21 protein-coding genes and 5 pseudogenes are annotated in these 20,839 nt (G+C 43.9%); 8 read left to right on the forward strand and 18 right to left on the reverse strand.

Going from position 1 to position 20,839, the window contains the following annotated elements:
* Nucleotides 1-116: 116 nt before the first annotated feature.
* The 3 genes from PYW33_RS09520 to crp all read right to left on the reverse strand — a co-directional run bounded on the left by PYW33_RS09520 (nt 117) and on the right by crp (nt 2,556).
* A complete protein-coding gene (locus PYW33_RS09520) occupies nt 117-482 on the reverse strand; it encodes an antitoxin Xre/MbcA/ParS toxin-binding domain-containing protein (RefSeq protein ID WP_004646580.1) in 366 nt (121 codons plus the stop codon).
* A 143-nt stretch (nt 483-625) separates the two neighbouring features.
* A complete protein-coding gene (locus PYW33_RS09525; protein ID WP_004646579.1) occupies nt 626-1,675 on the reverse strand; it encodes an NADP(H)-dependent aldo-keto reductase in 1,050 nt (349 codons plus the stop codon).
* A gap of 173 nt (nt 1,676-1,848) precedes the next feature.
* Nucleotides 1,849-2,556, reverse strand: coding sequence for a cAMP-activated global transcriptional regulator CRP (gene crp, locus PYW33_RS09530; RefSeq protein WP_004280141.1), 708 nt, complete (start codon nt 2,554-2,556; stop codon nt 1,849-1,851).
* 147 nt (nt 2,557-2,703) lie between these two features.
* On the opposite strand from crp, the gene PYW33_RS09535 reads away from it, so the two are divergent.
* Nucleotides 2,704-3,126 carry an OsmC family protein gene (locus PYW33_RS09535; protein WP_004280142.1) on the forward strand — a complete coding sequence of 141 codons (423 nt, stop codon included), beginning with the start codon at nt 2,704-2,706 and terminating at the stop codon, nt 3,124-3,126.
* A gap of 66 nt (nt 3,127-3,192) precedes the next feature.
* Here PYW33_RS09535 and PYW33_RS09540 read toward each other — a convergent pair whose 3' ends face one another.
* Entirely contained in the window at nt 3,193-4,230 is a 1,038-nt protein-coding gene (locus tag PYW33_RS09540; protein WP_004646578.1) for a metallophosphoesterase, read from the reverse strand.
* A gap of 220 nt (nt 4,231-4,450) precedes the next feature.
* On the opposite strand from PYW33_RS09540, the pseudogene PYW33_RS09545 reads away from it, so the two are divergent.
* Nucleotides 4,451-4,981: pseudogene (locus PYW33_RS09545) on the forward strand (transposase); the annotation flags it as partial.
* 168 nt (nt 4,982-5,149) lie between these two features.
* Here PYW33_RS09545 and PYW33_RS09555 read toward each other — a convergent pair.
* The 4 genes and pseudogenes from PYW33_RS09555 to PYW33_RS09570 all read right to left on the reverse strand — a co-directional run bounded on the left by PYW33_RS09555 (nt 5,150) and on the right by PYW33_RS09570 (nt 7,709).
* Nucleotides 5,150-5,931, reverse strand: a pseudogene (locus PYW33_RS09555) (sulfite exporter TauE/SafE family protein).
* Nucleotides 5,932-5,999: 68 nt separating this feature from the next.
* Nucleotides 6,000-6,872, reverse strand: a complete 873-nt coding sequence (locus PYW33_RS09560) for an MBL fold metallo-hydrolase (protein WP_004646573.1) — start codon at nt 6,870-6,872, stop codon at nt 6,000-6,002.
* 2 nt (nt 6,873-6,874) lie between these two features.
* The gene (locus tag PYW33_RS09565; RefSeq protein WP_004646572.1) at nt 6,875-7,291 is read right to left on the reverse strand and encodes a DUF6691 family protein; all 417 of its coding nucleotides are present in this window, start codon (nt 7,289-7,291) and stop codon (nt 6,875-6,877) included.
* Nucleotide 7,292: 1 nt separating this feature from the next.
* Nucleotides 7,293-7,709, reverse strand: coding sequence for a YeeE/YedE family protein (locus PYW33_RS09570; protein WP_004646571.1), 417 nt, complete (start codon nt 7,707-7,709; stop codon nt 7,293-7,295).
* Nucleotides 7,710-7,829: 120 nt separating this feature from the next.
* Here PYW33_RS09570 and PYW33_RS09575 point away from each other — a divergent pair, with 120 nt between their 5' ends.
* Nucleotides 7,830-8,150 (forward strand): ArsR/SmtB family transcription factor, encoded by a 321-nt coding sequence (locus PYW33_RS09575; protein WP_004280150.1) that lies wholly within the window; start codon nt 7,830-7,832, stop codon nt 8,148-8,150.
* On the opposite strand, the gene PYW33_RS09580 is transcribed toward PYW33_RS09575, so the two are convergent.
* The 4 genes and pseudogenes from PYW33_RS09580 to dsbD form a co-directional block, all read right to left on the reverse strand.
* Nucleotides 8,147-8,509 (reverse strand): YidH family protein, encoded by a 363-nt coding sequence (locus PYW33_RS09580; RefSeq protein ID WP_004646570.1) that lies wholly within the window; start codon nt 8,507-8,509, stop codon nt 8,147-8,149. The genes PYW33_RS09575 and PYW33_RS09580 overlap by 4 nt on opposite strands.
* A gap of 107 nt (nt 8,510-8,616) precedes the next feature.
* Nucleotides 8,617-9,357 carry a thiol:disulfide interchange protein DsbG gene (gene dsbG / locus PYW33_RS09585; protein WP_004646569.1) on the reverse strand — a complete coding sequence of 247 codons (741 nt, stop codon included), beginning with the start codon at nt 9,355-9,357 and terminating at the stop codon, nt 8,617-8,619.
* An 18-nt stretch (nt 9,358-9,375) separates the two neighbouring features.
* On the reverse strand, nt 9,376-10,224 hold the full coding sequence (locus PYW33_RS09590) for a TlpA disulfide reductase family protein (RefSeq protein WP_004646568.1): 849 nt from the start codon (nt 10,222-10,224) through the stop codon (nt 9,376-9,378).
* A pseudogene (gene dsbD, locus PYW33_RS09595) lies at nt 10,221-12,158 on the reverse strand (protein-disulfide reductase DsbD). Before dsbD ends, PYW33_RS09590 begins: the two are co-directional and overlap by 4 nt.
* A 108-nt stretch (nt 12,159-12,266) precedes the next feature.
* On the opposite strand from dsbD, the gene PYW33_RS09600 reads away from it, so the two are divergent.
* From PYW33_RS09600 to PYW33_RS09615, 4 genes and pseudogenes are all read left to right on the forward strand, one after another.
* Nucleotides 12,267-12,941, forward strand: a complete 675-nt coding sequence (locus PYW33_RS09600) for a response regulator (RefSeq protein ID WP_004646564.1) — start codon at nt 12,267-12,269, stop codon at nt 12,939-12,941.
* On the forward strand, nt 12,934-14,313 hold the full coding sequence (locus PYW33_RS09605) for a sensor histidine kinase (protein ID WP_004646563.1): 1,380 nt from the start codon (nt 12,934-12,936) through the stop codon (nt 14,311-14,313). The genes PYW33_RS09600 and PYW33_RS09605 overlap by 8 nt, the downstream gene beginning before the upstream one ends.
* Before the next feature lie 283 nt (nt 14,314-14,596).
* Nucleotides 14,597-14,743 (forward strand): annotated as a pseudogene (locus PYW33_RS16940) (IS5/IS1182 family transposase); the annotation flags it as partial.
* 174 nt (nt 14,744-14,917) lie between these two features.
* Nucleotides 14,918-15,901, forward strand: a complete 984-nt coding sequence (locus tag PYW33_RS09615) for a potassium channel family protein (RefSeq protein WP_004280160.1) — start codon at nt 14,918-14,920, stop codon at nt 15,899-15,901.
* A 114-nt stretch (nt 15,902-16,015) separates the two neighbouring features.
* Here the strand turns inward: PYW33_RS09615 and PYW33_RS09620 are convergent, their stop codons facing one another.
* The 6 genes from PYW33_RS09620 to arsC all read right to left on the reverse strand — a co-directional run bounded on the left by PYW33_RS09620 (nt 16,016) and on the right by arsC (nt 20,417).
* Nucleotides 16,016-17,077: an ArsO family NAD(P)H-dependent flavin-containing monooxygenase gene (locus tag PYW33_RS09620; protein WP_004646562.1), complete on the reverse strand. Its 1,062-nt coding sequence runs from the start codon at nt 17,075-17,077 to the stop codon at nt 16,016-16,018.
* Between the two features lie 141 nt (nt 17,078-17,218).
* Entirely contained in the window at nt 17,219-17,923 is a 705-nt protein-coding gene (gene arsH / locus PYW33_RS09625) for an arsenical resistance protein ArsH (RefSeq protein ID WP_004280163.1), read from the reverse strand.
* 4 nt (nt 17,924-17,927) lie between these two features.
* Nucleotides 17,928-18,968, reverse strand: coding sequence for an ACR3 family arsenite efflux transporter (gene arsB / locus PYW33_RS09630; RefSeq protein ID WP_004280164.1), 1,041 nt, complete (start codon nt 18,966-18,968; stop codon nt 17,928-17,930).
* Nucleotides 18,969-18,973: 5 nt separating this feature from the next.
* Complete coding sequence (locus tag PYW33_RS09635) at nt 18,974-19,447, reverse strand: arsenate reductase ArsC (protein ID WP_004646560.1); 474 nt, start codon at nt 19,445-19,447, stop codon at nt 18,974-18,976.
* Nucleotides 19,448-19,453: 6 nt separating this feature from the next.
* A complete protein-coding gene (locus PYW33_RS09640; RefSeq protein WP_004646559.1) occupies nt 19,454-19,774 on the reverse strand; it encodes a metalloregulator ArsR/SmtB family transcription factor in 321 nt (106 codons plus the stop codon).
* Nucleotides 19,775-19,982: 208 nt separating this feature from the next.
* Nucleotides 19,983-20,417, reverse strand: a complete 435-nt coding sequence (gene arsC / locus PYW33_RS09645; RefSeq protein WP_004646558.1) for an arsenate reductase (glutaredoxin) — start codon at nt 20,415-20,417, stop codon at nt 19,983-19,985.
* Nucleotides 20,418-20,584: 167 nt separating this feature from the next.
* On the opposite strand from arsC, the pseudogene PYW33_RS09650 reads away from it, so the two are divergent.
* A pseudogene (locus PYW33_RS09650) lies at nt 20,585-20,826 on the forward strand (S24 family peptidase); the annotation flags it as partial.
* Nucleotides 20,827-20,839 lie beyond the last annotated feature (13 nt).

Raw genomic sequence — 20,839 nt, forward strand, 5'->3', positions numbered from 1 at the left:
AATCAAATCATATTTCAAGTGAGGTTAGAAGAATTTTTAAGGTGAAGATAAACAATTCATATTTTATTTAATTTACTCTGCTATTTTTCAGCTTAGTAGAGAATAGAGAGATATTTTTAGTACGGTTGCAACCTTCCTAGTAATCGCAATACTTCACTCAAACCATGTTCTGTTTGCATCAAGGATCTTGGCGTTTGATGATTCAAAAGCTTGTTAGGTGAATTGATAAAATGGCGCATCCAGCTCAAGTCTCCACCATGCAAGCTAAATAACTTTTGATAGATATTTACTAAAGCTATAGCTTTTTCGCCTGCTGTAGTATCTGGTTCTAATTCTTTTTCATTTATAACCAGAGATAATTCCGCCTCAGATAAACCCAGAATCAATGCAAGTTCGAATTCTTTCAGTTGCAACTGCTCAGCTAAGTTGAATACTGCTATAGCTAATACTTGGGATTTAGAAATACCTGTTTCACTATTCATTTTTATCAAATCATCTTGATGCGTCTTATTTCGATTATGCTGCTTTTATTGTTTTCCGGCCATGTTGTTTATCATCAAATTTAATTTCTCATAAAATTAAAACACCCTCGCTTGGAGGGTGCTTTAAAATAACAACACCATGATTATGGTGCCGGATTCGGCTGTTGACGGTGAATATCTTCAATACCTTTCAGTACTTCTTCAGACAGGTCGACTTCAAAAGCCTGAATATTTTCTTTGAGCTGATCCAGATTGGTCGCACCGATAATGGTACTGGTCACAAAGAACTGCTGCTTGATAAAGGCCAAAGCCAATTGGGTAAGACTTAAGCCATGCTGTTCTGCCAGCTGGGCATATTGCTCGGTTGCCCATTCACTTTGCGGATTGCTATAACGGCTAAAGCGGGAGAACAGTGTTACACGCGCATTGGCAGGACGTGCACCATGCCGGAATTTACCGGTCAGATAACCAAATGCCAAAGGTGAATACGCCAACAAGCCCACACCTTCATAATGGGCAATTTCTGACATGCCGATTTCATAAGTACGGTTCAGCAGGTTATATGGGTTTTGTACACTGACAAATTTGGACAAACCTAATTTCTCTGCGAGGTGCAGAAATTTCATCGTGCCCCACGGGGTTTCATTGGAAAGACCAATATAACGGATACGGCCTTTTTTAATTTCATCCTGCAAGGCGGTCAGGGTTTCTTCGAGATCTGTCACGGTACGGTCTTCTGCCGCTTCAGCATTGCCATAACCCAGCTTGCCAAAGAAATTGGTTGGGCGTTGCGGCCAGTGCAGCTGATACAGGTCAATATAATCCGTTTGCAGGCGTAACAATGACTGGTCAATTGCTGCTGAAATTTCATCGGCAACGAAACGGGTTTTACCATCCCGGATATGGCTACCACCTTGCGAGGGTCCGGCAATTTTTGAGGCTAAAAAAAGTTTGTCACGGCCACCACGGGCAGCGATCCAGTTCCCGATAATACGCTCGGTAGCACCCTGCGTTTCAGGTTTTGGCGGTACCGGGTACATTTCCGCAGTATCCCAGAAATACACTCCCTGATCTAAAGCATAATCCAGTTGCTGAAAAGCCTGTTCTTGTGTGTTCTGCTCACCAAAGGTCATGGTGCCCAAACAAATTTCTGGCAAAAAAATGCCGGTATCCGCCAATGGTCTGAATTGCATAAAAACATCCTGTGAATTTTATTCAGTGAATTGAGATCAAGTGGGCTATAGCCTATCGGAATTATAAGGGAGACTTAAATCATCTTTTCTGAGAAGCTTGTTCTAAATTTTTATGTATTGAGTAATGACGCATAAAAAAAGCAAATCCGAAGATTTGCTTTTTAATATCTGGATTATTCGTCTATGGCACCATCTGCCACTGCTTCAGATGCTTCTTCTAATGAAGCATCAAAGATCAGGATGGCTTTACCATCGGTTTCGATCATGCCCTGCTCTTCCAGGGTTTTTAGTACACGTCCGACCATTTCGCGGGAACAGCCAACAATGCGACCAATTTCCTGACGGGTAATACGAATCTGACGGCCATTCGGCAAAATCATCGCTTCTGGCTGTGAAGACAGGTCGATCAGACAACGTGCAATCCGGCCTGAAACATCAATAAATGCCAGATCAGTGACTTTACGTGTGGTATTTTTCAAGCGGCGTACTAATTGAGCAAATACCGCATAGCTCAGATCAGGATATTGCTTGCTGATTTCGTGAAAGTTTTCATAGGTAATTTCGGCAATTTCACACACATCACGCGTACGAACTTCCGCAGTACGTTGTGGATTAACCTCGAATAGACCCATTTCCCCAAAGAAGTCACCCGCATTTAAATAAGCCACGACAATTTCACGATCATCATCTTCACGAAGAATGATAGATACAGACCCCTTCAGAATTAAATATAAAGATTTAGATTCTGATCCTGCATCAATGATCGTGGTACGTTTTGGATAACGATTAATATATGCACGTTTTAACAGTGCTTTCACGGATTCTGGTAATTGCCCCGGAGAAAGCGCATCAGTGCTTAATTGTGAAAAGTTTGAAGTCATGCTAACAGTTCCGATTATGGATAATTTATAGATCGCACAAGACCTAATGTGAACTTGTCACACAGTGGGATTGAAATTCCGTATCAACCCAATTTATGTTAGTGTACAGTTACTTGACAAATTTATAGCTTTTTTTAGGTAGTTGCAATGCAAACAAGCGTTCATTGGTTAGAGAATGTTGCTTTTGAAGCAAAAACTCAAAGTGGTCATAGCCTTATCATGGATGGTTCAGCTGAATACGGTGGTGAAAACCGTGGTCCCCGTCCTATGGAACTGCTTTTAACGGGTCTGGGCGGTTGTGCGTCTTTTGATATTGTTACCATTTTAAAGAAGGCTCGTCAGGATATTACCGATGTACGCTGCGAATTAAAGGCTGAACGTGCAGATACAATTCCGGCAGTATTCACGAAAATTCACTTGCATTTTGTAGTGACCGGCAAAGCGATTAAAGAGAAACAGGTCGCAAAAGCCGTAGAACTTTCTGCTGAAAAATATTGCTCTGCCAGCAAAATGCTGTCTGATGGCGGTGTTGAAATCACCCATGATTATGAAATAATCGAAGCAGAATAAAATCTAGATTCTGTAAAAAAAGCGGCTGGAAAAGCTGCTTTTTTTGTATCAGAAAATTGCCTTTTCTCAGAACCGCTGAACTGAATACTGATTGCCATCTTCAAAGCTCAAGATATTTTCTGGAAATCTTAAGGCGCCGAGTCGATGTCTGAACGCGACACCCTGTTGACGATCGAGATAGCGTTTACCCACTGAATAATCCACACAAAATACGTTTTGTTGCTGTCCATACCATTGCAGTGCATCGATCGATTTGAGTAAACCGGTTTTTTCTTCAGTAGATTTAAAGTTCCGCCAATAATGTCCAGTAATGACTGGAATTTGGTCGGTATAGCTGTCCCACCATGGCACGCGGTCGATCATCCGCCACCTTCCACCGGCATAAATCGGTTCTAAGGCGATTTTTTCCGCACCAGAAGTAATGACCCGAATCGGATTGTGCATTTGCTCACGTAGCTCTTTTTCTGCGAGATGTTGCAATAAAGGTAAAGTTGCAGCCGGGTCTTTGAACTGGTGTTGGTAGCGTTGCTGCTCTATCTGGATGAATTCATTAATACCTAAGGCTTGCAGATCCAGCGCTGTATGTTGAACGAAATCAGCATAGGCTTCGCCAAGCGAAGTAAAACCAGAATTGCGTAATTGATCAATTGATCCTTGATGCCAACAGGCATGTACAACACGCAGCTGCTCCGACTCCAAGGCCAACGGTAAGCTATTTAAAAAATCCAGAATCCATTGTCGATCTTTGATTGAGGCTTGGATCGAATCAAAAGGTTTCAGATCATCCTGATGCGGTGAACCAAAAAACCAGCCATTGCCTTCCCGCAAAGTATCGGTCAATAGGTTCAATTCATGATTACCCATCACACATTGTGCATAGCCTTCATCTACCAGCTGTTTGACGCATTTGATCACCGCAACACTGTCTTGCCCCCGGTCACATAGATCACCGACAAAAATTAGTTTGCGCTGTTCTGGATGATGACCATTCCGGTCATAACCTAATACCTGGATCAGTTGTTCCAGCGCGGCAATCTCACCATGAATATCCCCCACGATGTCCACGGGACCAGTGAAAGCCTGCTGTATAAATGAGTACTTCATTTATGCATCCTGAATTAAGTCTAAAACAGAATATATCCCTAATAAGTATCCTTTAAATTTATGAAGATCTGAATACAGAATGAATCATCATTTAAATAATTTAACCCGAATCACGGATAAGAAATTGACTTGAAAAATAAGAGGACTAGAGCCATCAGTTGAGTTACCAAACCAAACTCACAACTCTAGTCCTGATGTTCAATAGTACCGATTCTGCTTAATTGATGATTTCTTTCTTAAATTTGAAGCAACTTATTGGAAGTTCCTCAAACAAAGTCATCATTCTCTAAGAATCAGAAATGCTCAGCTCACAATTTCAGAAATCTGCTTTATCACCATTTGGTACAAATGTTCTCATTTCAATAATTTCAAAGCCTTTTTTACATGGCTAAAGCTGGATAAAAGCTTTTTATTTAAGCACTTGCCTTGCTGCCAACGCATGATTCACTTGATCAATAGGCATGAATTAGCACTACATGCCCTGTATGTAGCTTTGATGAAAGGCAAAGATAAACAATACTTATAGATTGATTCAACAACGCTACCTGTTTGTAAAAATCAACGTATTCAATGCCATAAATCATTAGCCCAAATCGCATCACGTGGCAAAAGTTCTATGGGTTGGTTTTATGGCTGTAAATTACATATCGTGATGAACCAATTTGGTGAAATTAGTTGTTCTGCTTTATCGAATGGACATGTTGCTGACATAAAAATGGTTGAGCAATTGGTTGATGGTTTTGCATCGCTTCAAACAGTTCATTTACGCTGACTTCCTGAATCCGGCTTTTTGCATTCTGGATCAATTGCTCTGCAGTTTTCATCATTTTCATTCTTCCTCGGCCATTAAAATTATATTTTGTATAAACGATGCTCAGGTAGATTGAAAGCGTTTGAGTTTAAATTTACAACTGGCTATTTAGCCCATGAGCGCTGAATAGATTAAATACATCGCCACCCCAACCACGGTAGTGGCAAATATTTTCTGTACCTTGTTACTGTCAATCCGCTGCATCAGACTGCGTCCAATTAACATCCCGACAATACAGGCCAGGACAAAGGTCAGCGTAACCGAAACAGGATATTGAAAGCCATCCAGCACGTGTGCAGAAATACTGACCCCACCAATCAGGAAAATAACCATCAGGGAAGTCGCAACGATACTGCGCATATCAAGGTCGGTGAATTTACGCAGGGCTGGAACAATTACAAAACCACCCCCACCCCCAACAGACCGGTTAATAAACCTGCCACAACACCAATACCTGCTAGGAACGAAGCAGTTTTGACATTCCAGATCAGACGACCGGTCGATTGATTGACCTTGCACGGTGCATTGCCATGATCGGTCACTTTATTAAAAAAGATCCGGTAAGCCACGATCAGCATGACCAGACTGAAAGCCAGCGTCAGCCAGAACGGAGAAACGATATCGGCCAGATGCACGCCATAACGCGCTGTAGGAATACTAATGAGAGCAATCCAGAGGGCAGCGCGATAACGTACAATACGCTTGAACAAATCCTCGAACGTTCCGACCAAGGCCGACAGCGTGACCGCAAGCAATCCCACCGGCGCAGCCTGGGCCACCGTCCAACCCTGGGTCGTCATCAGTGCAGGTACAGCCAGAATACCGCCACCGGCACCGATCAAACCCAATAGCACTCCGATAACTAGCCCTTCAAGTATTAATGCCCACATCGCCCTCTCCCTTATCCACAAAAATGATTCAATAAAAGTTGAACTTTTTGTTGAATCACGACACAAGCTTATTTGAAGTAGTTAATAGGAAGCTTGAGGTAAGAAACACCGTTTTGTTCTGGCTCAGGAAACTGTCCTGCTTTCATATTGATCTGAATCGCCGGTAGAATCAGCTTAGGCATACTCAGTCCTGAATCCCGCTGATTTCGCATCTGAGCAAATTCAGCTTTACTGATTCCCTGATGAATATGGATATTCTGTTTTTTCTGCGTCTGTATATCAGATTCACACACATACGATTCACGTGTTTCAGGCAGATAGTCATGACATAAAAAGACCCGGGTATCTTCTGGCAACTGAAACAGGCTTTGCACCGAATCATAAAGCTGTTCTGCGCTGCCTCGCGGAAAATCACAACGTGCTGTACCATAATCTGGCATGAACAACGTATCACCCACAAAAACCGCATCGCCAATCACATAACTCAGGCAAGCAGGCGTATGTCCCGGTGTTGGAATGTTATAGGCTTTCAATGTTCCAATTTGGAACGACTCATGATCTTCAAATAAATAATCAAAGAGCTGCTGGGCATTCCATTGTTTAATATCTAGATGATAAATCGCGCCAAAAGTTTCCTGAACAATACCAATTTTCTGGCTCATGGCAATTTTGCCACCCAGTTCTTCTTTGAGATATTGCGCTGCAGTTAAATGATCAGCATGGACATGGGTTTCGAGAATCCACTCGACCGTTAAACCCTGCTCTTTAATATAGGCAATAATTTTATCGGCATGAATAGTGGATGTACTTGCTGATGCCGGATCATAATCCAGAACGCTATCAATAATGGCGCAGGCTTTGGTCGCCGGATCACGTACAACATAACTGAAGGTATTGGTATCTTCGTGAAAAAAATCTTTTACTATAGGTAAATTTGACATCGTTAAGCTCCTGACCATTTACGGTGAATCCATACACCCACCAGCATTGCTACAATAAAATAGAGCACTTGATAGTGGCCCAAACCGATCAAAGTGAAACTTGGCGCCGGACAGATGCCGGCAATGCCCCAACCTGCACCAAATAAAACCGCACCCGTGATCAGCTTCTTATCTATCTGATTATTTTTAGGTAAATCAATAGGTTCATTAAATACTGTTTTCGGTTGCGCCGTACGTAATGCTTTCTGGAAGGGAATAAAGGCCACAGTAATCGCGCCCATCATCACAAAGGCCAGACTGGCATCCCAATCGCCAAACAGATCCAGGAAATCGAGTACTTTTTCCGGATTGGACATGCCCGATACCATCAATCCCACAGAGAACAGCGCACCAAATAAAAAGGCAAACACATTTTTCATTTTAGAATGCTCCTGTGATATGACGGATAAGGTAAACAGCGACAAAACCTGCAAACATAAAAGTCATGGTCGCGACAATAGAACGCTTAGACAGGCGACTGATACCACAAATTCCGTGACCACTGGTACAGCCCGAACCCAAGCGTGTTCCAAAACCTACCAGCAGACCTGCCACAATCATCATCAGTGGGCTGGCGTTCAATTCGATTTCTGGTTGTACAAACAGACCATAAATAAACGGTGTGAGGATCAAACCTGATAAAAACCAGATCGCAGGCGTTTTAAATACGGTTTTTGAGTTTAATACCTGCCCAATCAAGCCACTGATCCCTGCAATACGGCCATTGACGTAAAGATAGCCAACTACAGAAAGTCCGAGCATTAAACCGCCAATAAATGCGATGAGGAAGTCATGCATGGTGAATCAATCTCTATACAATATACTTTTTTATATTATATAATAAAAAATAATAATCAAGCAGTTTTGTGGTAAATTGTGTAAACTGCATGGGTTACATCAAAGGTTTCAAGGACATCTATGGATATGATTGCTGCAAATGCCAAAATTGATTTTTCACAGGTCGATTTCGTCAGCCAATGCCTAAAAGTTTTAGCCAATCCTGATCGTCTGAAAATCTTATGTGTCCTGGTTGACGGGGAAATGAATGTTCAGGAAATTGAAGAATCTACCGATATTCATCAACCTACACTTTCACAACAGCTGACTGTACTGCGTAAGGCCGACATGGTTGGCACCCGACGTGAGGGCAAACAGATTTTCTATCGTCTGAGTGACCCCAAGGTCTTGAGCCTGATGCAAAAGCTGTACGAGCTGTATTGCGCCCAGCCCTCTTCTTAGTGCAGCCAAAAAGAAATGATCAGAAGCAGTCCGCTAAAAGCAGTAAACAGATTTAGCCATACGGGATACTGGGTGTAATAACCTTCAATAAATTCCGGCGGTCGCAGTGATGTCAAACCCCGTCGATATTGCAGGATTGAGGCGAAATTCACCAACATACCAAATACAATCACCGCAATTCCCAACCATTGTGAATAAGCTATTTTCTGTGCATAAGTGTCTGGGTCCACCAGTTGCACTAGCAGGTTGGATTTTTCAATCACAAAACCAAAAGCAATTAATGCCAAACCACTCCGGTTCCACGCCAGAGCGGTTCGTTCCAAAGCAAGCAGTACCCGTGGATCATCCAAATTTGACATATCTTATCTGCTCTTCATGCTTAGCCTATCCTCCAATGTAAATCTGCCTCCCTATCATGTATAGATGTTTTAAGTAAAAATTACTTTTCTATCATGTAGTTAAAATATTATTGTTCAAAAATTTCCTTGACATCCATCGCCAGGCCTTGAGCAGATTTAAATTCACCCTGATTGTTTTTCCAGACCATCGACGGTGTGGAGAAAAAGCCGTATTTCCCCATTAGGGCCTGGTTGGCATCAATTTTTGCAGCAATTTCGACAGGAATCTTTTCCATTTTCTTGAGCTGCTTTTTGCCTTTATTCTTGTTTATATCATTAAAAACTGCCGCTGGATCTTTCGAATTCAATAGTGTTGCCACCTGGCCACGGCTTTCTTCACGGATCACACCGACCTGAATATGACGCAGCTGTACCTTCCCTGATTCTACCCAAGGTCGGGCCGCCTGCCAGAATTTATAGCAATATGGGCAATTCGGATCGGAAAAGACATAAACCACCCGTGGTGCATCTGGCTTGCCATCCTGGATCCAGGTCGATTTTTCCAGGGTTTTCCATACATCGTCCAATACCGCTTTTTTCATATGCTTTTCAATCTGCTCATTGGAAAGGCTTTTCCCTTGTGCATCAAACAGTTCGCCCTTGATATAGTATTTATCATCATTGGAGATAAATACCGTATTGGAGTACTGGTCTTCATGCCCCACCCAGCCGGTCATTCCTTGTGGTGCCGGAATCTGTTTTACAAACACAAAGCCCTGTTTTTCAATATTCTGTTTAATATTTGCCTGCGTGTGCATGCTCATGATCAGAAACATGCCTGCACCAAGCACCTGGTTAATTTTATTCATACTACGTCCTTCCGTTTTTTAAGGTTGATCTGAAATCCTGTTTAAATATTGCTGCAACATGGCCGGACTGAGTTCCCCCATATGCCGCTCGACCAGCTGACCTTGAGCATTAAAAAACAGCGTCGTTGGCAGGCCGAAACTATTCAGCTGCTGGGGTAGTTCACCATATGGGTCCAGCAGGACATGTTTAAATTGAAACTGATGTTTTCTTAAATAGGCATTTACGGTGGCTACCTCCTCACCCTGATTGAGCATGACAAAATTCACTTGAGGATGCTGCTTGGCTGCTTTAGCCAACACCGGCATTTCACGGTGACACGGCGGACACCAGCTCGCCCACAAATTAATTACCGTGGGCTGGCCAATGAATTGGCTGAGTGAAACCTTGTCTGTACCCAGACGCTCCTGTTCTAGTCCAGCAAAGGCGAGATCAGGAAACGCTGCTTCAGTTTTTAGACTGGATTTGAACGCGAGCCCAAGCCCGATCCAGAGTACCAATATGATCAACAAGATGGCTTTAAATCTGGTCTGCAGCTGTCTGTTTCGAATGACATACCACAAAGCACCAAGCAGCACCCCTCCCCATAAATGGAAACCTTTGTCCTGGATTTTCAGTATGTCGATGGGTGCTGCAAAATACAGCTCGGCATTGAGCAGAACGAAAATAAGACGCGCACCCAGCATCCCCAGCAAAAAACTGCTCCAGAGCAAATCCTGACTTTTCCCAAGCTGCTGTTTAGACCATGAATACTTTCTGGCTAATCCAAACAGGATGGCAGATAACAGCATCAAGCCAGTGGCAACAATAATAAGTGCCCAGGGCAACATCAAAGGTCCCAGATGCAGTGCATCACTGGAAATCATCATGGTTGCTCTCCTTGCAGTTGCTGCAATGTGCCTAGTAAATGTGTCGCGCTAAAGCTTCCGGTTAAACGCAAGTCTCGCTGTTCCTGATGCGCTGCATTTAGAAATATGAAGGTGGGTGGTCCGAGGATTTGCCATTCTTTTAGCAGCTCATCCTGACTTGGATGATAGTGGGTCAGGTCTAATTTGATACGAACCACATTTTGTAAAGCCGTCTGGACATCACTACGTGGAATCACATCCTTTTCAATCGGTTGACAGGCCACACACCAGTCTGCATAGACATCAATCACCACCGGGTGTGCAGGATGTTTAACTAAAACCTGTCGCAATTGTGCGGCGGTACTGACCTTCTGCCATTCAAGCCGTGATTTCACATGGGCGACCTGTACCTGACTCCAGACATGGTAGAGCTGCATGCCTCCTGCATAGACCAGTAAACCACTGAGCAGCATCAGGCCTATTTTCGCTACAGACCGATGCACATGAGGCAGCATCTTGAACAAGAAGTAGCCTGAACAGGTGATCAGTACCACACCCAAAAGGCTCAGGTATAAAATGCCGGGCAATAGTGGACGGGCGAAATACAAGGCCAGCGCCAGCATGACAAAGCCAAAACTAAACTTCAGGCGATCCATCCAGATACCAGGCTTGGGTAAAAGATGGGACCCAAATACGGCAGCAATAAATAGTGGCAAGCCCAGCCCAAGGCCTAAGACGAACAGATAACTGGCTCCCAGCATTGGTTGATTAAGCTGAGACACATAGATTAAGGCACCGGCCAACGGTGCACTCATACATGGCCCGACAATCAGTGCCGCGATCATGCCCATAAGACCGGCACCAATCAGCGTGCCACCCTTCTGCTTTTGCTGCCATTGATCCAGACGCTGCAACATGCCTTGGGGTAAGGACAGCTGAAATGCTCCGAACAGATTAAGTGCGAACAAAACAAACAGAATGCTGAAAATACTGATGAATACCGGACTTTGAAACCAGCGCTGAAAACTGTAACCGAGCTGTGCCACAGCAAGTCCCATGACCGCATAGACCAGTGCCATACCCAAAACGAAAACCAGTGCAATCAGTGCCGCACGGTAGCCCCGGTGCTGCTGAACCAGAATTCCCGTTAAAATTGGAATTAAAGGTAAAGAACATGGTAAAAATGCCAGCAGAATGCCAAGCCCGAGAAAAATCAGGGCATTAATTAACAGACCTTGTTCTGACAGCAGACTTAAAAAATACTGGTCATTGTTCCACTGGCTATTCATGCCTGCTGACGAAGTTTGATTTTTAGGGTCTGCAATGAGCTGGTCATTTTTCTCTGTTAATTCCACCTCAGGCTGCACCACAGGTTCAGAAACTGCAGCGACTTGTATTTCCTCTACCTTTTCTTCGGTCAATGCTTTATCTGTACTTGGAGTTTGCTCTATAGCTTGGAGCTCATCTTTCTGAGCAGTCAGAATTTTTTCGTTTGCTTCTGGCGGTACAGTGCTGGTCAGCAGTTTTGGGGTTTTGCTCAAGTTTTGCGCTGGAAATAAACCATCTGCATCAGTTTTTACTGTGGTGCGTTGTACCGGATAACATAAACCGCTTTCTGCACAGCCCTGCCACTGCACCACAAACTTCTAGTTGGGCTGAACCTTCATATTGGTTTTGACTTGCCCATAATGGACCTGGGTCAAACCGAAATTGGGGTCATCTTTGTCTTCGGGTTTGGGCAGTGCCAACTTGACTGGGGTCTGCTGATGAGACACTTTAAGCTGGTCATGATACAAGTAATAGCCATCTGCGATTTTCCAGCTAAGCTCTGCCTGATCCTGGCTTGTAGAAACCACCTGAAACTGAAATGCCTGATCTGGTGGTAAAAAGTCTGCATGTGCAGTTCCCGTCATGATTCCACCGCCGATCACGGCACCCAATATCCACGTCAACATCCAGCTGATCTCCTCCTGTTAGGACTGCATTATTGAAAAACTAAAATTAAGGCAACATTAACAGCCCAAATCATTTATAAAATAATGGCAGTTTGATCAGGATGTTCTATGTTTATTGTATTGGTTGAGGATGATCCCTATATCGCACAGAGCATTTGTGCTGCTCTGAACTATCTGAATATTTCAGTGGAGCATGTCAGTAACGCACGTGCTGCAGATTATTTTATCCGGCATAGTGCAGTCGATTTGTGTTTACTGGATTTAGGCCTGCCGGATCAGGATGGCCTGGACTTGCTGCACAGCTGGCGGCGCGACCAGATTGATCTCCCGGTACTGGTATTGACGGCGCGGCTGCGGACCGATCAGTGTGTTCAGGCCCTGAATGCCGGTGCCGATGACTATCTGACCAAACCCTTTGAACTGGAGGAACTGATTGCCCGGATTCATGCCCTCACCCGTCGCCACCGCGGCTTTGCCTCCAATACCCTGCAATTTGATGAACTGGTTCTAAATCGGGATACCCAGACTGTGATCTATCAAGACCAGACCGTGAATTTATCTCGCCGTGAATTCAGCCTGCTGGAAACCCTGATGAGCCACCCCAACCAGATCCTGAAAAATGAACAGCTTATTGACAAGCTCTATGGTTTTCAGGACTCTATAGAGAGCAATGCCCTGAATGTACACATTTATCACCTGAGACAAAAACTGCATCCAGATTTAATTCAGACCATTCGTGGTGTGGGATATATTTTCAAACCGTTTGAGCAGCGTCATGTTTAGTCACAGCTTGAAATGGCGTTTGGTCATGAGCCTTTTGGCCATGTTTATTGTGCTGTGGAGTGCAGTATTTTCATGGCTGTATATTGACCTGAAACAACGCTTACAAGACACACTGGATCAACGCTTATCGGCATCTGCACAAATGGTTGCCCGGCTGATTCAGCAGTTACCACTGGATAGTCTGGGGGATGCAACATTATCCAAATTAGCCAAGAATGATGATGCAAACCAGTTAATTGCCTGTGAAGTCTCTCTTTTTAGCTCTGACATCTCGTTAGGCAATCAGGTGATTGCCAAAACACGCGGTGCCCCCCCAAATTTAAGCCAGCGACCACAAGGATTCAGCACCTGGCAGCAGGATAATACAGAATGGCGCAGTTATGTTCTGCGTCGTGGTGATATTCAGGTAGTGGCGGCAGAACGTATGTTCTTGAGGGATACGCTACTACAGCAGATTCTGCAGTCGGTACTGGTTCCCTTGGTCTTCTCACTGCTGATCTGTATTGCCCTGATCATCTTTATTATCCGCAGACAGTTCCGGTCTTTGGATCAGCTCAGTCAATACCTGAACCAGAAAAACCTTAGCTATTCAGAGGTGGCAGATTTTTTAATGCAGCTCAAGCCTGCAAGTATTCCCCAAGAAGTACAGCCTTTTGTCAACAATTCCACGCAGTTGATTCAAAAACTCAATGACAGTCTGCAACAGGAGAAAGCCTTTAGTGCCTATGCTGCACATGAATTACGCAGTCCCCTGACTGCAATTAAAACCCATGTACAACTGGCCCAGCTGATCGGTCAGCAGCAGCACCTGCCTGAATCCATTCAGCATAATTTGCAGCAGGCCAATGAGAGTATCCGGCGTTATACGCTGTTACTCGAGCAGCTTTTATTGCTGACCCAATCAGAAAACAGTATCCAGGCAATGCCTGAGGCCATCTGGCTTCGCCCCACACTTGAGAAAGTTCTTGCAGACTTAGGTACACGCTATCCAGAAATGAACAAAAAAATACAAGTAAACTGGGACAACTTGGGCGAAATTCAGCTGCCTGAATTTGTGCTGTATACCGTACTGAAAAATCTGCTTGAAAATGCCCTGCTGCATGCACAGGCTGCCCATATCTGGATTTCCATGCAGTCTGGTTGCCTAGTGATTGAAGATGATGGACAGCAACTGACAGCACAGGATATCCAACATTTAGGACAACGCTTCTGGCGCAAATCTGCTCAGCAGCACGGCCATGGTTTAGGACTGGCATTGACCGCTAACCTGTTAAAACAGTATGGCTATCAGCTCTCTTTCAATGCCCGACAGCCCTATGGGCTTCGCATTGAAATCAATTCAATACATTCGAAAACCCTAGAGATTTTTTGAAATAAAAATTCTTACTTTTCAACATCCAATAAAGATATCACCAATTCAAATCACTTCCTTTGTTTATACAAATAACTTTTTCTTCAACAAAAACCTTCTCTGTATTCTCAAGTTTATGATCAGGCGATCACAACGCACTTTTAATTTTTAGCATAGAAACAGGTATAAAAATAATAAGACCCCTCTATGAAAACAAAAATGCCAGAGAAAAAAGATCACTTGATGCAACTAGGCCTGTCACCAATTAGCTTAAAAAAATCTAATCTGTCCTCATTATTTTTTCATGACTAAACGCTATGCATTAAGAGATGATCAGTGGGAACAGATTAAGGATCTGTTGCCCGGACGAGCAAGTACTGTTTGAGTAACTGCCAAAGACAACAGGGTATTTGTTGAAGCAGTATTGTATCGGTATCGTTCAAGTATTCCGTAGTGAGATTTACCAGAATGCTTTGGGGGTTTTAGAGTCGTGCACACTCGCTTTAGCCCTAAAAATCCAGGATAATCACCACCCCACAGTTCTGATTAATTTTTTAAAAATTTCCTTTCGATGGCCGGGCTTGCGCTAAACTCAAAGCATCTTATCGCACCGTAATGCACTGTTATGGAATTCAAGGCCTGGTATAAGCTTCGCAGATTTATTTATGACAATTTGCATAATGAAGAACACGAAAGCATCTTAAGTCGCGTCATCAATATATTTCTGATTATATTGATTATTGGGAATACTGCTGCCGTTTTACTTGAATCAATCAATGACCTCTATCAATCCTATCAGCTGCTGTTTGATGCCTTTGAATTATTCTCGATCTTTATTTTTACCCTGGAATATTTATTAAGATTTTGGGCCATTGCGGAAAAAGACCCCTTTGAAGGTGCATGGAAAAACCGATGGTTATGGATCCGTAGTGGCGGTGCCATCATTGACCTGTTGGCGATTCTCCCGGCCTATATTAACTTCTTTGTGCATCTCGATTTACGCTTCCTGCGAATCCTTCGATTATTCAGATTACTTAAATTAACCCGTTATTTCGTCTCCCTGCAGATTTTATTGCGGGTGATCAAGCGCGAAAAGGGCTCATTTCAGGCGGTTATTTTTATCCTGCTGATCATGATCATCATCGCGGCGGCTGGAGTATATGTGGTTGAAAATAAGGCTCAACCAGAAGTCTTTAGCTCCATCCCTGCATCCATGTGGTGGGCAGTGGTGACACTGACCACGGTCGGCTATGGCGATGTGACACCAATCACCCCCTTAGGCCGCTTTCTAGGGGCTTTAATTACTATTTTAGGGGTGGGTCTGGCAGCGCTTCCTGCGGGTATTCTGGCAAATGGTCTGGCCAATGAGCTGAGACAGCGCAAGCACAAACTGGAATTAAGATTTCGTGAACTGCTCGATGATGCAGAAATTGACTTAATTGAAGATCAAGAAAAAATTGAAATTTTACGTAAAGAAGTCGGACTGAGCAAAGAACAAATGCAGGATATCCTGTTAGAACTTATTCATGAGCGTAAGAAAGAACAACTCGAGCAGGAAAAAAACAAATATTTCTTCTGTCCACATTGTGGGCATAAGTTACCTGATTAAATTCGAACGTCAATGCAAGCGTATCATCACGAGCATCAGACCATCGGGTATGATGCTCGTTGCAGACAGATACTATTCACTCAATCCACTCGACTGAATCAGGATCAAATCCTCTCAGGCCAAAAATGCAGCGATGTCTTCCGCTACTGCCCGAGCTGTCCGGGAAACCCCGACCAGCGTGGCCGAAGCAGCACCGGTCCATTCTCCATAGCCCACCAGCCATAAATTTGGTACCTGAACAGAGCGGCCATTCTGAACCGCAATGGTCTGGTCCGGCTGGATAATTCCGAGGCTGCTGAGGTGATTCAGCGCCGCCTTAAATCCTGTACACCAGATCACCACATCCACATGCGCTGTGCTGCCATCTTCCCAAATCACGCCATGTTCTGTAAAAGCTGAAAATGGACGCCTGCTCTGCAAAATGCCTCGCTCACGTGCATCTTTAACTGAATCAATCATGACAATATCACCCAACCCCCCAATGGGCTGCTCAATCTTTCTACCTTCCTGCTGGGCTTTCAGGCGCTCAGTCGCCCTTAAGAACAGGACACGGCCATCGACATCATCTGCCAGAAACTGCGGCGGTGTCTGGGTGATCCAAAGCGTTTCGGCCACCTGAGATACTTCTGCCAAGATTTGTGCACCAGAGTTACCGCCACCCACCACCATGACTTTCTTGGTTTTAAATAACTCAGCATTTTTATAATCTGCGGAATGCAGTTGTACGCCCTGAAAATGCTCACGGCCGGCATACTCGGGAATAAATGGTTGGCTCCATGTCCCTGTAGCGCTTACCACCGCTTTGGCTTTCCAGGATTGTTCCCCGGCATAAACCTCTAAATACTGGCCCTTACTTTCCACGCGTTCCACACGCACCGGACGAACTACAGGAAAGTGATAGCGCTGCTCATAGGCGGTCAAATAATCGATCACCTCATTGCGGGTCGGATAGGTCTGTTCGGTCGCCGGCATCATCCAGCCTGACAGCGAACTCCAGCTATTCGGGGAGAAAAGGCGCAAGGACTCCCAGGCATGCTGCCAGGCACCTCCAGGCTGAGGCTGATCATCTAGGATGATAAACGGAATGTTCTTACGCTTTAAGAAATAAGCCGTGGACAAACCGGCCTGTCCACCACCGATGATGATCACATCAACTTCAGCTTGTAATTGAGCCAAAATATTTCCCCCCTTCTTTATTGTCATCAAATAAAAACCCAGCCTGCTTATCAGACTGGGCGTATTTCATAAAATTTTCAAGCGTTTAAATTAGCCTTCCATTGCTCAAGATACTTTTCAGTCTCTCTGATCACCTAGAATTTATAAACTACGCTGATTTACCCGTTTGGAAAGCTCTTCAGCCGATTCCTTGCGTTCCGAATAACGGTTGGTCAAATAAGCACTTTGCCCACGGGTTAGTAAAGTAAACTTATACAGTTCTTCCATCACATCGACAATCCGGTCATAGAATGCTGATGGCTTCATTCGTCCATCTTCTTCAAATTCCAGGAATGCTTTTGGAATTGAAGACTGATTTGGAATCGTGATCATCCGCATCCAACGCCCCAAAACACGCATCTGGTTCAGACTATTAAAGGACTGTGATCCCCCACTGACTTGCATCAAGGCAAGGGTTTTTCCCTGAGTGGCACGAATTGCACCCCCTGCCAGAGGAATCCAGTCAATCTGCGATTTAAAGATGGAACTCATAGAACCATGGCGTTCCGGTGAACACCACACCATACCTTCAGCCCATGCCAGAAGCTCATGCAGTTCTTTTACTTTTGGATGTTCAGTATCAGCATCTTCCGGTAAAGGTAGCCCTTTCGGATGGAAGATTTTTACTTCTGCCCCAAAATATTCAAGGATTCGACCAGCTTCAAGAACTGCAAGGCGACTGTAAGAACGTTCCCGATTAGACCCATAGAGCAGTAAAATCCGAGGAGGATGAGCTAGTTCTTTGGCTTGGACTTTTTCAAAGGTGGGTTGTTCAATAAGATTTGGATCTACGTTAGGCAGGTTCATCGGATCAAGCCTCTTTAAAATATTTCTTTCTTAGCCACAGTGAAACACTCACTAAAGCAATTAACACAGGTACTTCAACCAATGGCCCAATAATCGTGGTAAAAGCAACTGGCGAAGCGATACCAAAAGTTGCAATAGCGACTGCAAGTGATAATTCAAAATTATTTCCAGCCGCAGTAAATGAGATTGCAGCAGTTTTTGGATAATCATTGCCCATCCATTTACTCATAAAGAAGCTAATAAAGAACATGGCCACAAAGTAAATGATTAAAGGAATCGCGATGCGTAAAACTTCCAGTGGAAGACTTACGACATCACCTCCTTTTAAGCTAAACATCGCCAAAATCGTAAACAGCAAAGCCATCAAACTCAGCGGGCTGATTTTTGGAATGAACTTGTTTTGATACCATTCTACGCCTTTTTGTTTCACCAAAATTAAGCGCGTTAAGAAACCCAATAAGAACGGAATTCCAAGATAAACCAGAACAGCATGGGTAATGGTCCAGAAGCTAAGATTGATCACTTGAGCTTCAATACCAAAATATGGCGGAAGGAAGGTCAGGAATAACCAGGCATAGGTACTGAAGAATAAAATCTGGAAAATACTGTTAAACGCCACCAATGCTGCAACATATTGGTTATCACCACAGGCCAGACCATTCCACACCAGTACCATGGCGATACATCGAGCTAAACCAATCAGGATCACGCCTGTCATATACTCTGGATAGCTATGCAAAAAAATCACAGCCAACGCAAACATCAGTACCGGAGCAATCAACCAGTTTTGAATTAAAGATAGCGTCAGGGTTTTCTTATCCTTAAACACTTGCGGCAAGGTCGCATAATCCACTTTTGCCAGGGGTGGATACATCATCAGAATCAGACCAATCGCGATTGGAATATTGACTGAATTAATACTGAATTGATCCAGAGCAACCGATGCTTGAGGAAAAAAGTTTCCTATGGCGATGCCTAACGCCATGGCAATAAAAATCCAGAGCGTCAGGTTGCGATCTAAAAAGGACATGCGTTTTTCAGACATGTGACTTACTCAACATTCGAAATTTGATTAATCGCTGCAATCAATTGCGAGCGAGAAAGCTCATTTACGTTAAGTTTAAACAAAGCATCCAGGCGACGATTGATATGTTCAACAGTGCTCATAAAGGCTTTCATTTTTTCTTCTTTATCCACCTCTAAATGGGACGGATCAGACAGGCCCCAGTGCGCCTTGATCGCTCCGCCAAGATAAAGAGGACACGCTTCCTGTGCTGCCGCATCACAGACGGTAATCACCACGTCTAGCTGATACTGTTCACAGGCATCAATGCTTTTGCTGGATAAGCCTTCAGTCGACAAGCCCAGATTGTGCAGGGTTTCAAGCGTCAAGGGATGCACCTGACCGGAAGGTTTGCTGCCGGCACTGTAAGCGACCCAGCCTTCTGGCGCACGGCTATTGAACAACACTTCAGAGAGAATGCTGCGGCAACTGTTCCCCGTACATAAAAACAAAAATTTCATGAAAACTTACTCGCAATGGCTCTGAATCGATAGAGCGGAAGAATCAAATAAAACCGGAACCTCACTAGCTTTTAGCACGTCCAGAATTTCAAAACACCAGGCCGGCAATTGCTGATTAATGCTGTAGTACACCCACTGGCTTTGCCGGCGATCGTTGAGTAAACCACAAGAACGTAACAAGGCCAGATGACGTGAAATTTTCGGCTGGCTTAACTGCAGTTTATCGGTCAGATCACAGACGCATTGCTCTTTGTTTTGTGCAATTAGCAGGACAATACTGAGACGTGTTTCATCAGATAAACATTTAAAAAACTGAACGTGGTCCATAATTGCTCCCATTTTTTATGCAAATATACACATATCCATATATATGGTAAAGATGACCTGTCAAAAATGATATCCAGATCAGAATATGCCTACCAGAAAGCGCTCGCTTGAACAATTTCCCGCTTTTTCCGATATAGATCATCGTCAATGTGTTTTTCAGATAAAAAAGCTCCAATCAAGTTGAAGCTTTTTCGCATGGGGGGACACTTTATTTTACCCGATTGCCCTGTTCATCCACGATGATTTCACCGTCTTCTTTGGCAAAGGCTTTTAATTGTGGCAAAGGCAGAATATCCAGTACCACTTCCGATGGACGGCATAATCGGGTTCCAAACTCGGTAACCACCAACGGGCGATTGATCAGGATCGGATGTTGCAGCATGGCATCCAGCAGTTTCTCATCGCTCCAGCCGGCATCATCCAGATTCAGCTCGGTGTAGGGATCGACATTTTTACGGAGCACTTCACGAACCGTCAAACCGGCATCCCGAATCATGTTGACCAGCTGATCTTTCGAGGGTGGCGTAAGCAGATATTCGATCACTTCCGGCTCAATTCCCGCATTGCGAATTAACGCCAGCGTATTGCGTGAGGTGCCACAGGCCGGGTTATGATAAATTTGGACTTTTGGCATTTGATTCATGAGCTTCCCTCTTATCGACGAATCATAGCTTTATATATGAATATACGCATATTCGCAATATAAAATATATGTGCTTTATGAATACAATCTGAGATGGGGACTCCAAAACCATTGGAAACAGTTTTAAAATGAGGCTGTCTTATGTCTAGGATACTGGGAGCAGTCCAGTTGATCCGGATGCTTATTACGGAGACATGCAATCTGATGACATTATTATGGTTCGTTACGGTGATGATGCTACTTTCAAAAATTAGTTATTGAGACAAATGGAAAAAGATATCTTCAGGCTCTAAGTCCAGAGTTCAAGCCAAATATTATTGAGTTAAACAACCAATGTATATTTGTAGGTCAGGTAGTTAACTGTATACGCTATGTTTATCGAGCGAGAACAAGATTTAGAAAGAATTAACAAAAGCCAATAT

It is taken from the genome of Acinetobacter lwoffii, from assembly GCF_029024105.1.
Lineage (GTDB): Bacteria > Pseudomonadota > Gammaproteobacteria > Pseudomonadales > Moraxellaceae > Acinetobacter > Acinetobacter lwoffii.

Excerpts from the sequence above, each read along its gene's own strand:
- PYW33_RS09520 (WP_004646580.1), bottom strand. The coding sequence starts at position 482 with ATGAATAGTGAAACAGGTATTTCTAAATCCCAAGTATTAGCTATAGCA.
- PYW33_RS09525 (WP_004646579.1), bottom strand. The coding sequence starts at position 1,675 with ATGCAATTCAGACCATTGGCGGATACCGGCATTTTTTTGCCAGAAATT.
- crp (WP_004280141.1), bottom strand. The coding sequence starts at position 2,556 with ATGACTTCAAACTTTTCACAATTAAGCACTGATGCGCTTTCTCCGGGG.
- PYW33_RS09535 (WP_004280142.1), top strand. The coding sequence starts at position 2,704 with ATGCAAACAAGCGTTCATTGGTTAGAGAATGTTGCTTTTGAAGCAAAA.
- PYW33_RS09540 (WP_004646578.1), bottom strand. The coding sequence starts at position 4,230 with ATGAAGTACTCATTTATACAGCAGGCTTTCACTGGTCCCGTGGACATC.
- PYW33_RS09560 (WP_004646573.1), bottom strand. The coding sequence starts at position 6,872 with ATGTCAAATTTACCTATAGTAAAAGATTTTTTTCACGAAGATACCAAT.
- PYW33_RS09565 (WP_004646572.1), bottom strand. The coding sequence starts at position 7,291 with ATGAAAAATGTGTTTGCCTTTTTATTTGGTGCGCTGTTCTCTGTGGGA.
- PYW33_RS09570 (WP_004646571.1), bottom strand. The coding sequence starts at position 7,709 with ATGCATGACTTCCTCATCGCATTTATTGGCGGTTTAATGCTCGGACTT.
- PYW33_RS09575 (WP_004280150.1), top strand. The coding sequence starts at position 7,830 with ATGGATATGATTGCTGCAAATGCCAAAATTGATTTTTCACAGGTCGAT.
- PYW33_RS09580 (WP_004646570.1), bottom strand. The coding sequence starts at position 8,509 with ATGTCAAATTTGGATGATCCACGGGTACTGCTTGCTTTGGAACGAACC.
- dsbG (WP_004646569.1), bottom strand. The coding sequence starts at position 9,357 with ATGAATAAAATTAACCAGGTGCTTGGTGCAGGCATGTTTCTGATCATG.
- PYW33_RS09590 (WP_004646568.1), bottom strand. The coding sequence starts at position 10,224 with ATGATGATTTCCAGTGATGCACTGCATCTGGGACCTTTGATGTTGCCC.
- PYW33_RS09600 (WP_004646564.1), top strand. The coding sequence starts at position 12,267 with ATGTTTATTGTATTGGTTGAGGATGATCCCTATATCGCACAGAGCATT.
- PYW33_RS09605 (WP_004646563.1), top strand. The coding sequence starts at position 12,934 with ATGTTTAGTCACAGCTTGAAATGGCGTTTGGTCATGAGCCTTTTGGCC.
- PYW33_RS09615 (WP_004280160.1), top strand. The coding sequence starts at position 14,918 with ATGGAATTCAAGGCCTGGTATAAGCTTCGCAGATTTATTTATGACAAT.
- arsH (WP_004280163.1), bottom strand. The coding sequence starts at position 17,923 with ATGAACCTGCCTAACGTAGATCCAAATCTTATTGAACAACCCACCTTT.
- arsB (WP_004280164.1), bottom strand. The coding sequence starts at position 18,968 with ATGTCTGAAAAACGCATGTCCTTTTTAGATCGCAACCTGACGCTCTGG.
- PYW33_RS09635 (WP_004646560.1), bottom strand. The coding sequence starts at position 19,447 with ATGAAATTTTTGTTTTTATGTACGGGGAACAGTTGCCGCAGCATTCTC.
- PYW33_RS09640 (WP_004646559.1), bottom strand. The coding sequence starts at position 19,774 with ATGGACCACGTTCAGTTTTTTAAATGTTTATCTGATGAAACACGTCTC.
- arsC (WP_004646558.1), bottom strand. The coding sequence starts at position 20,417 with ATGAATCAAATGCCAAAAGTCCAAATTTATCATAACCCGGCCTGTGGC.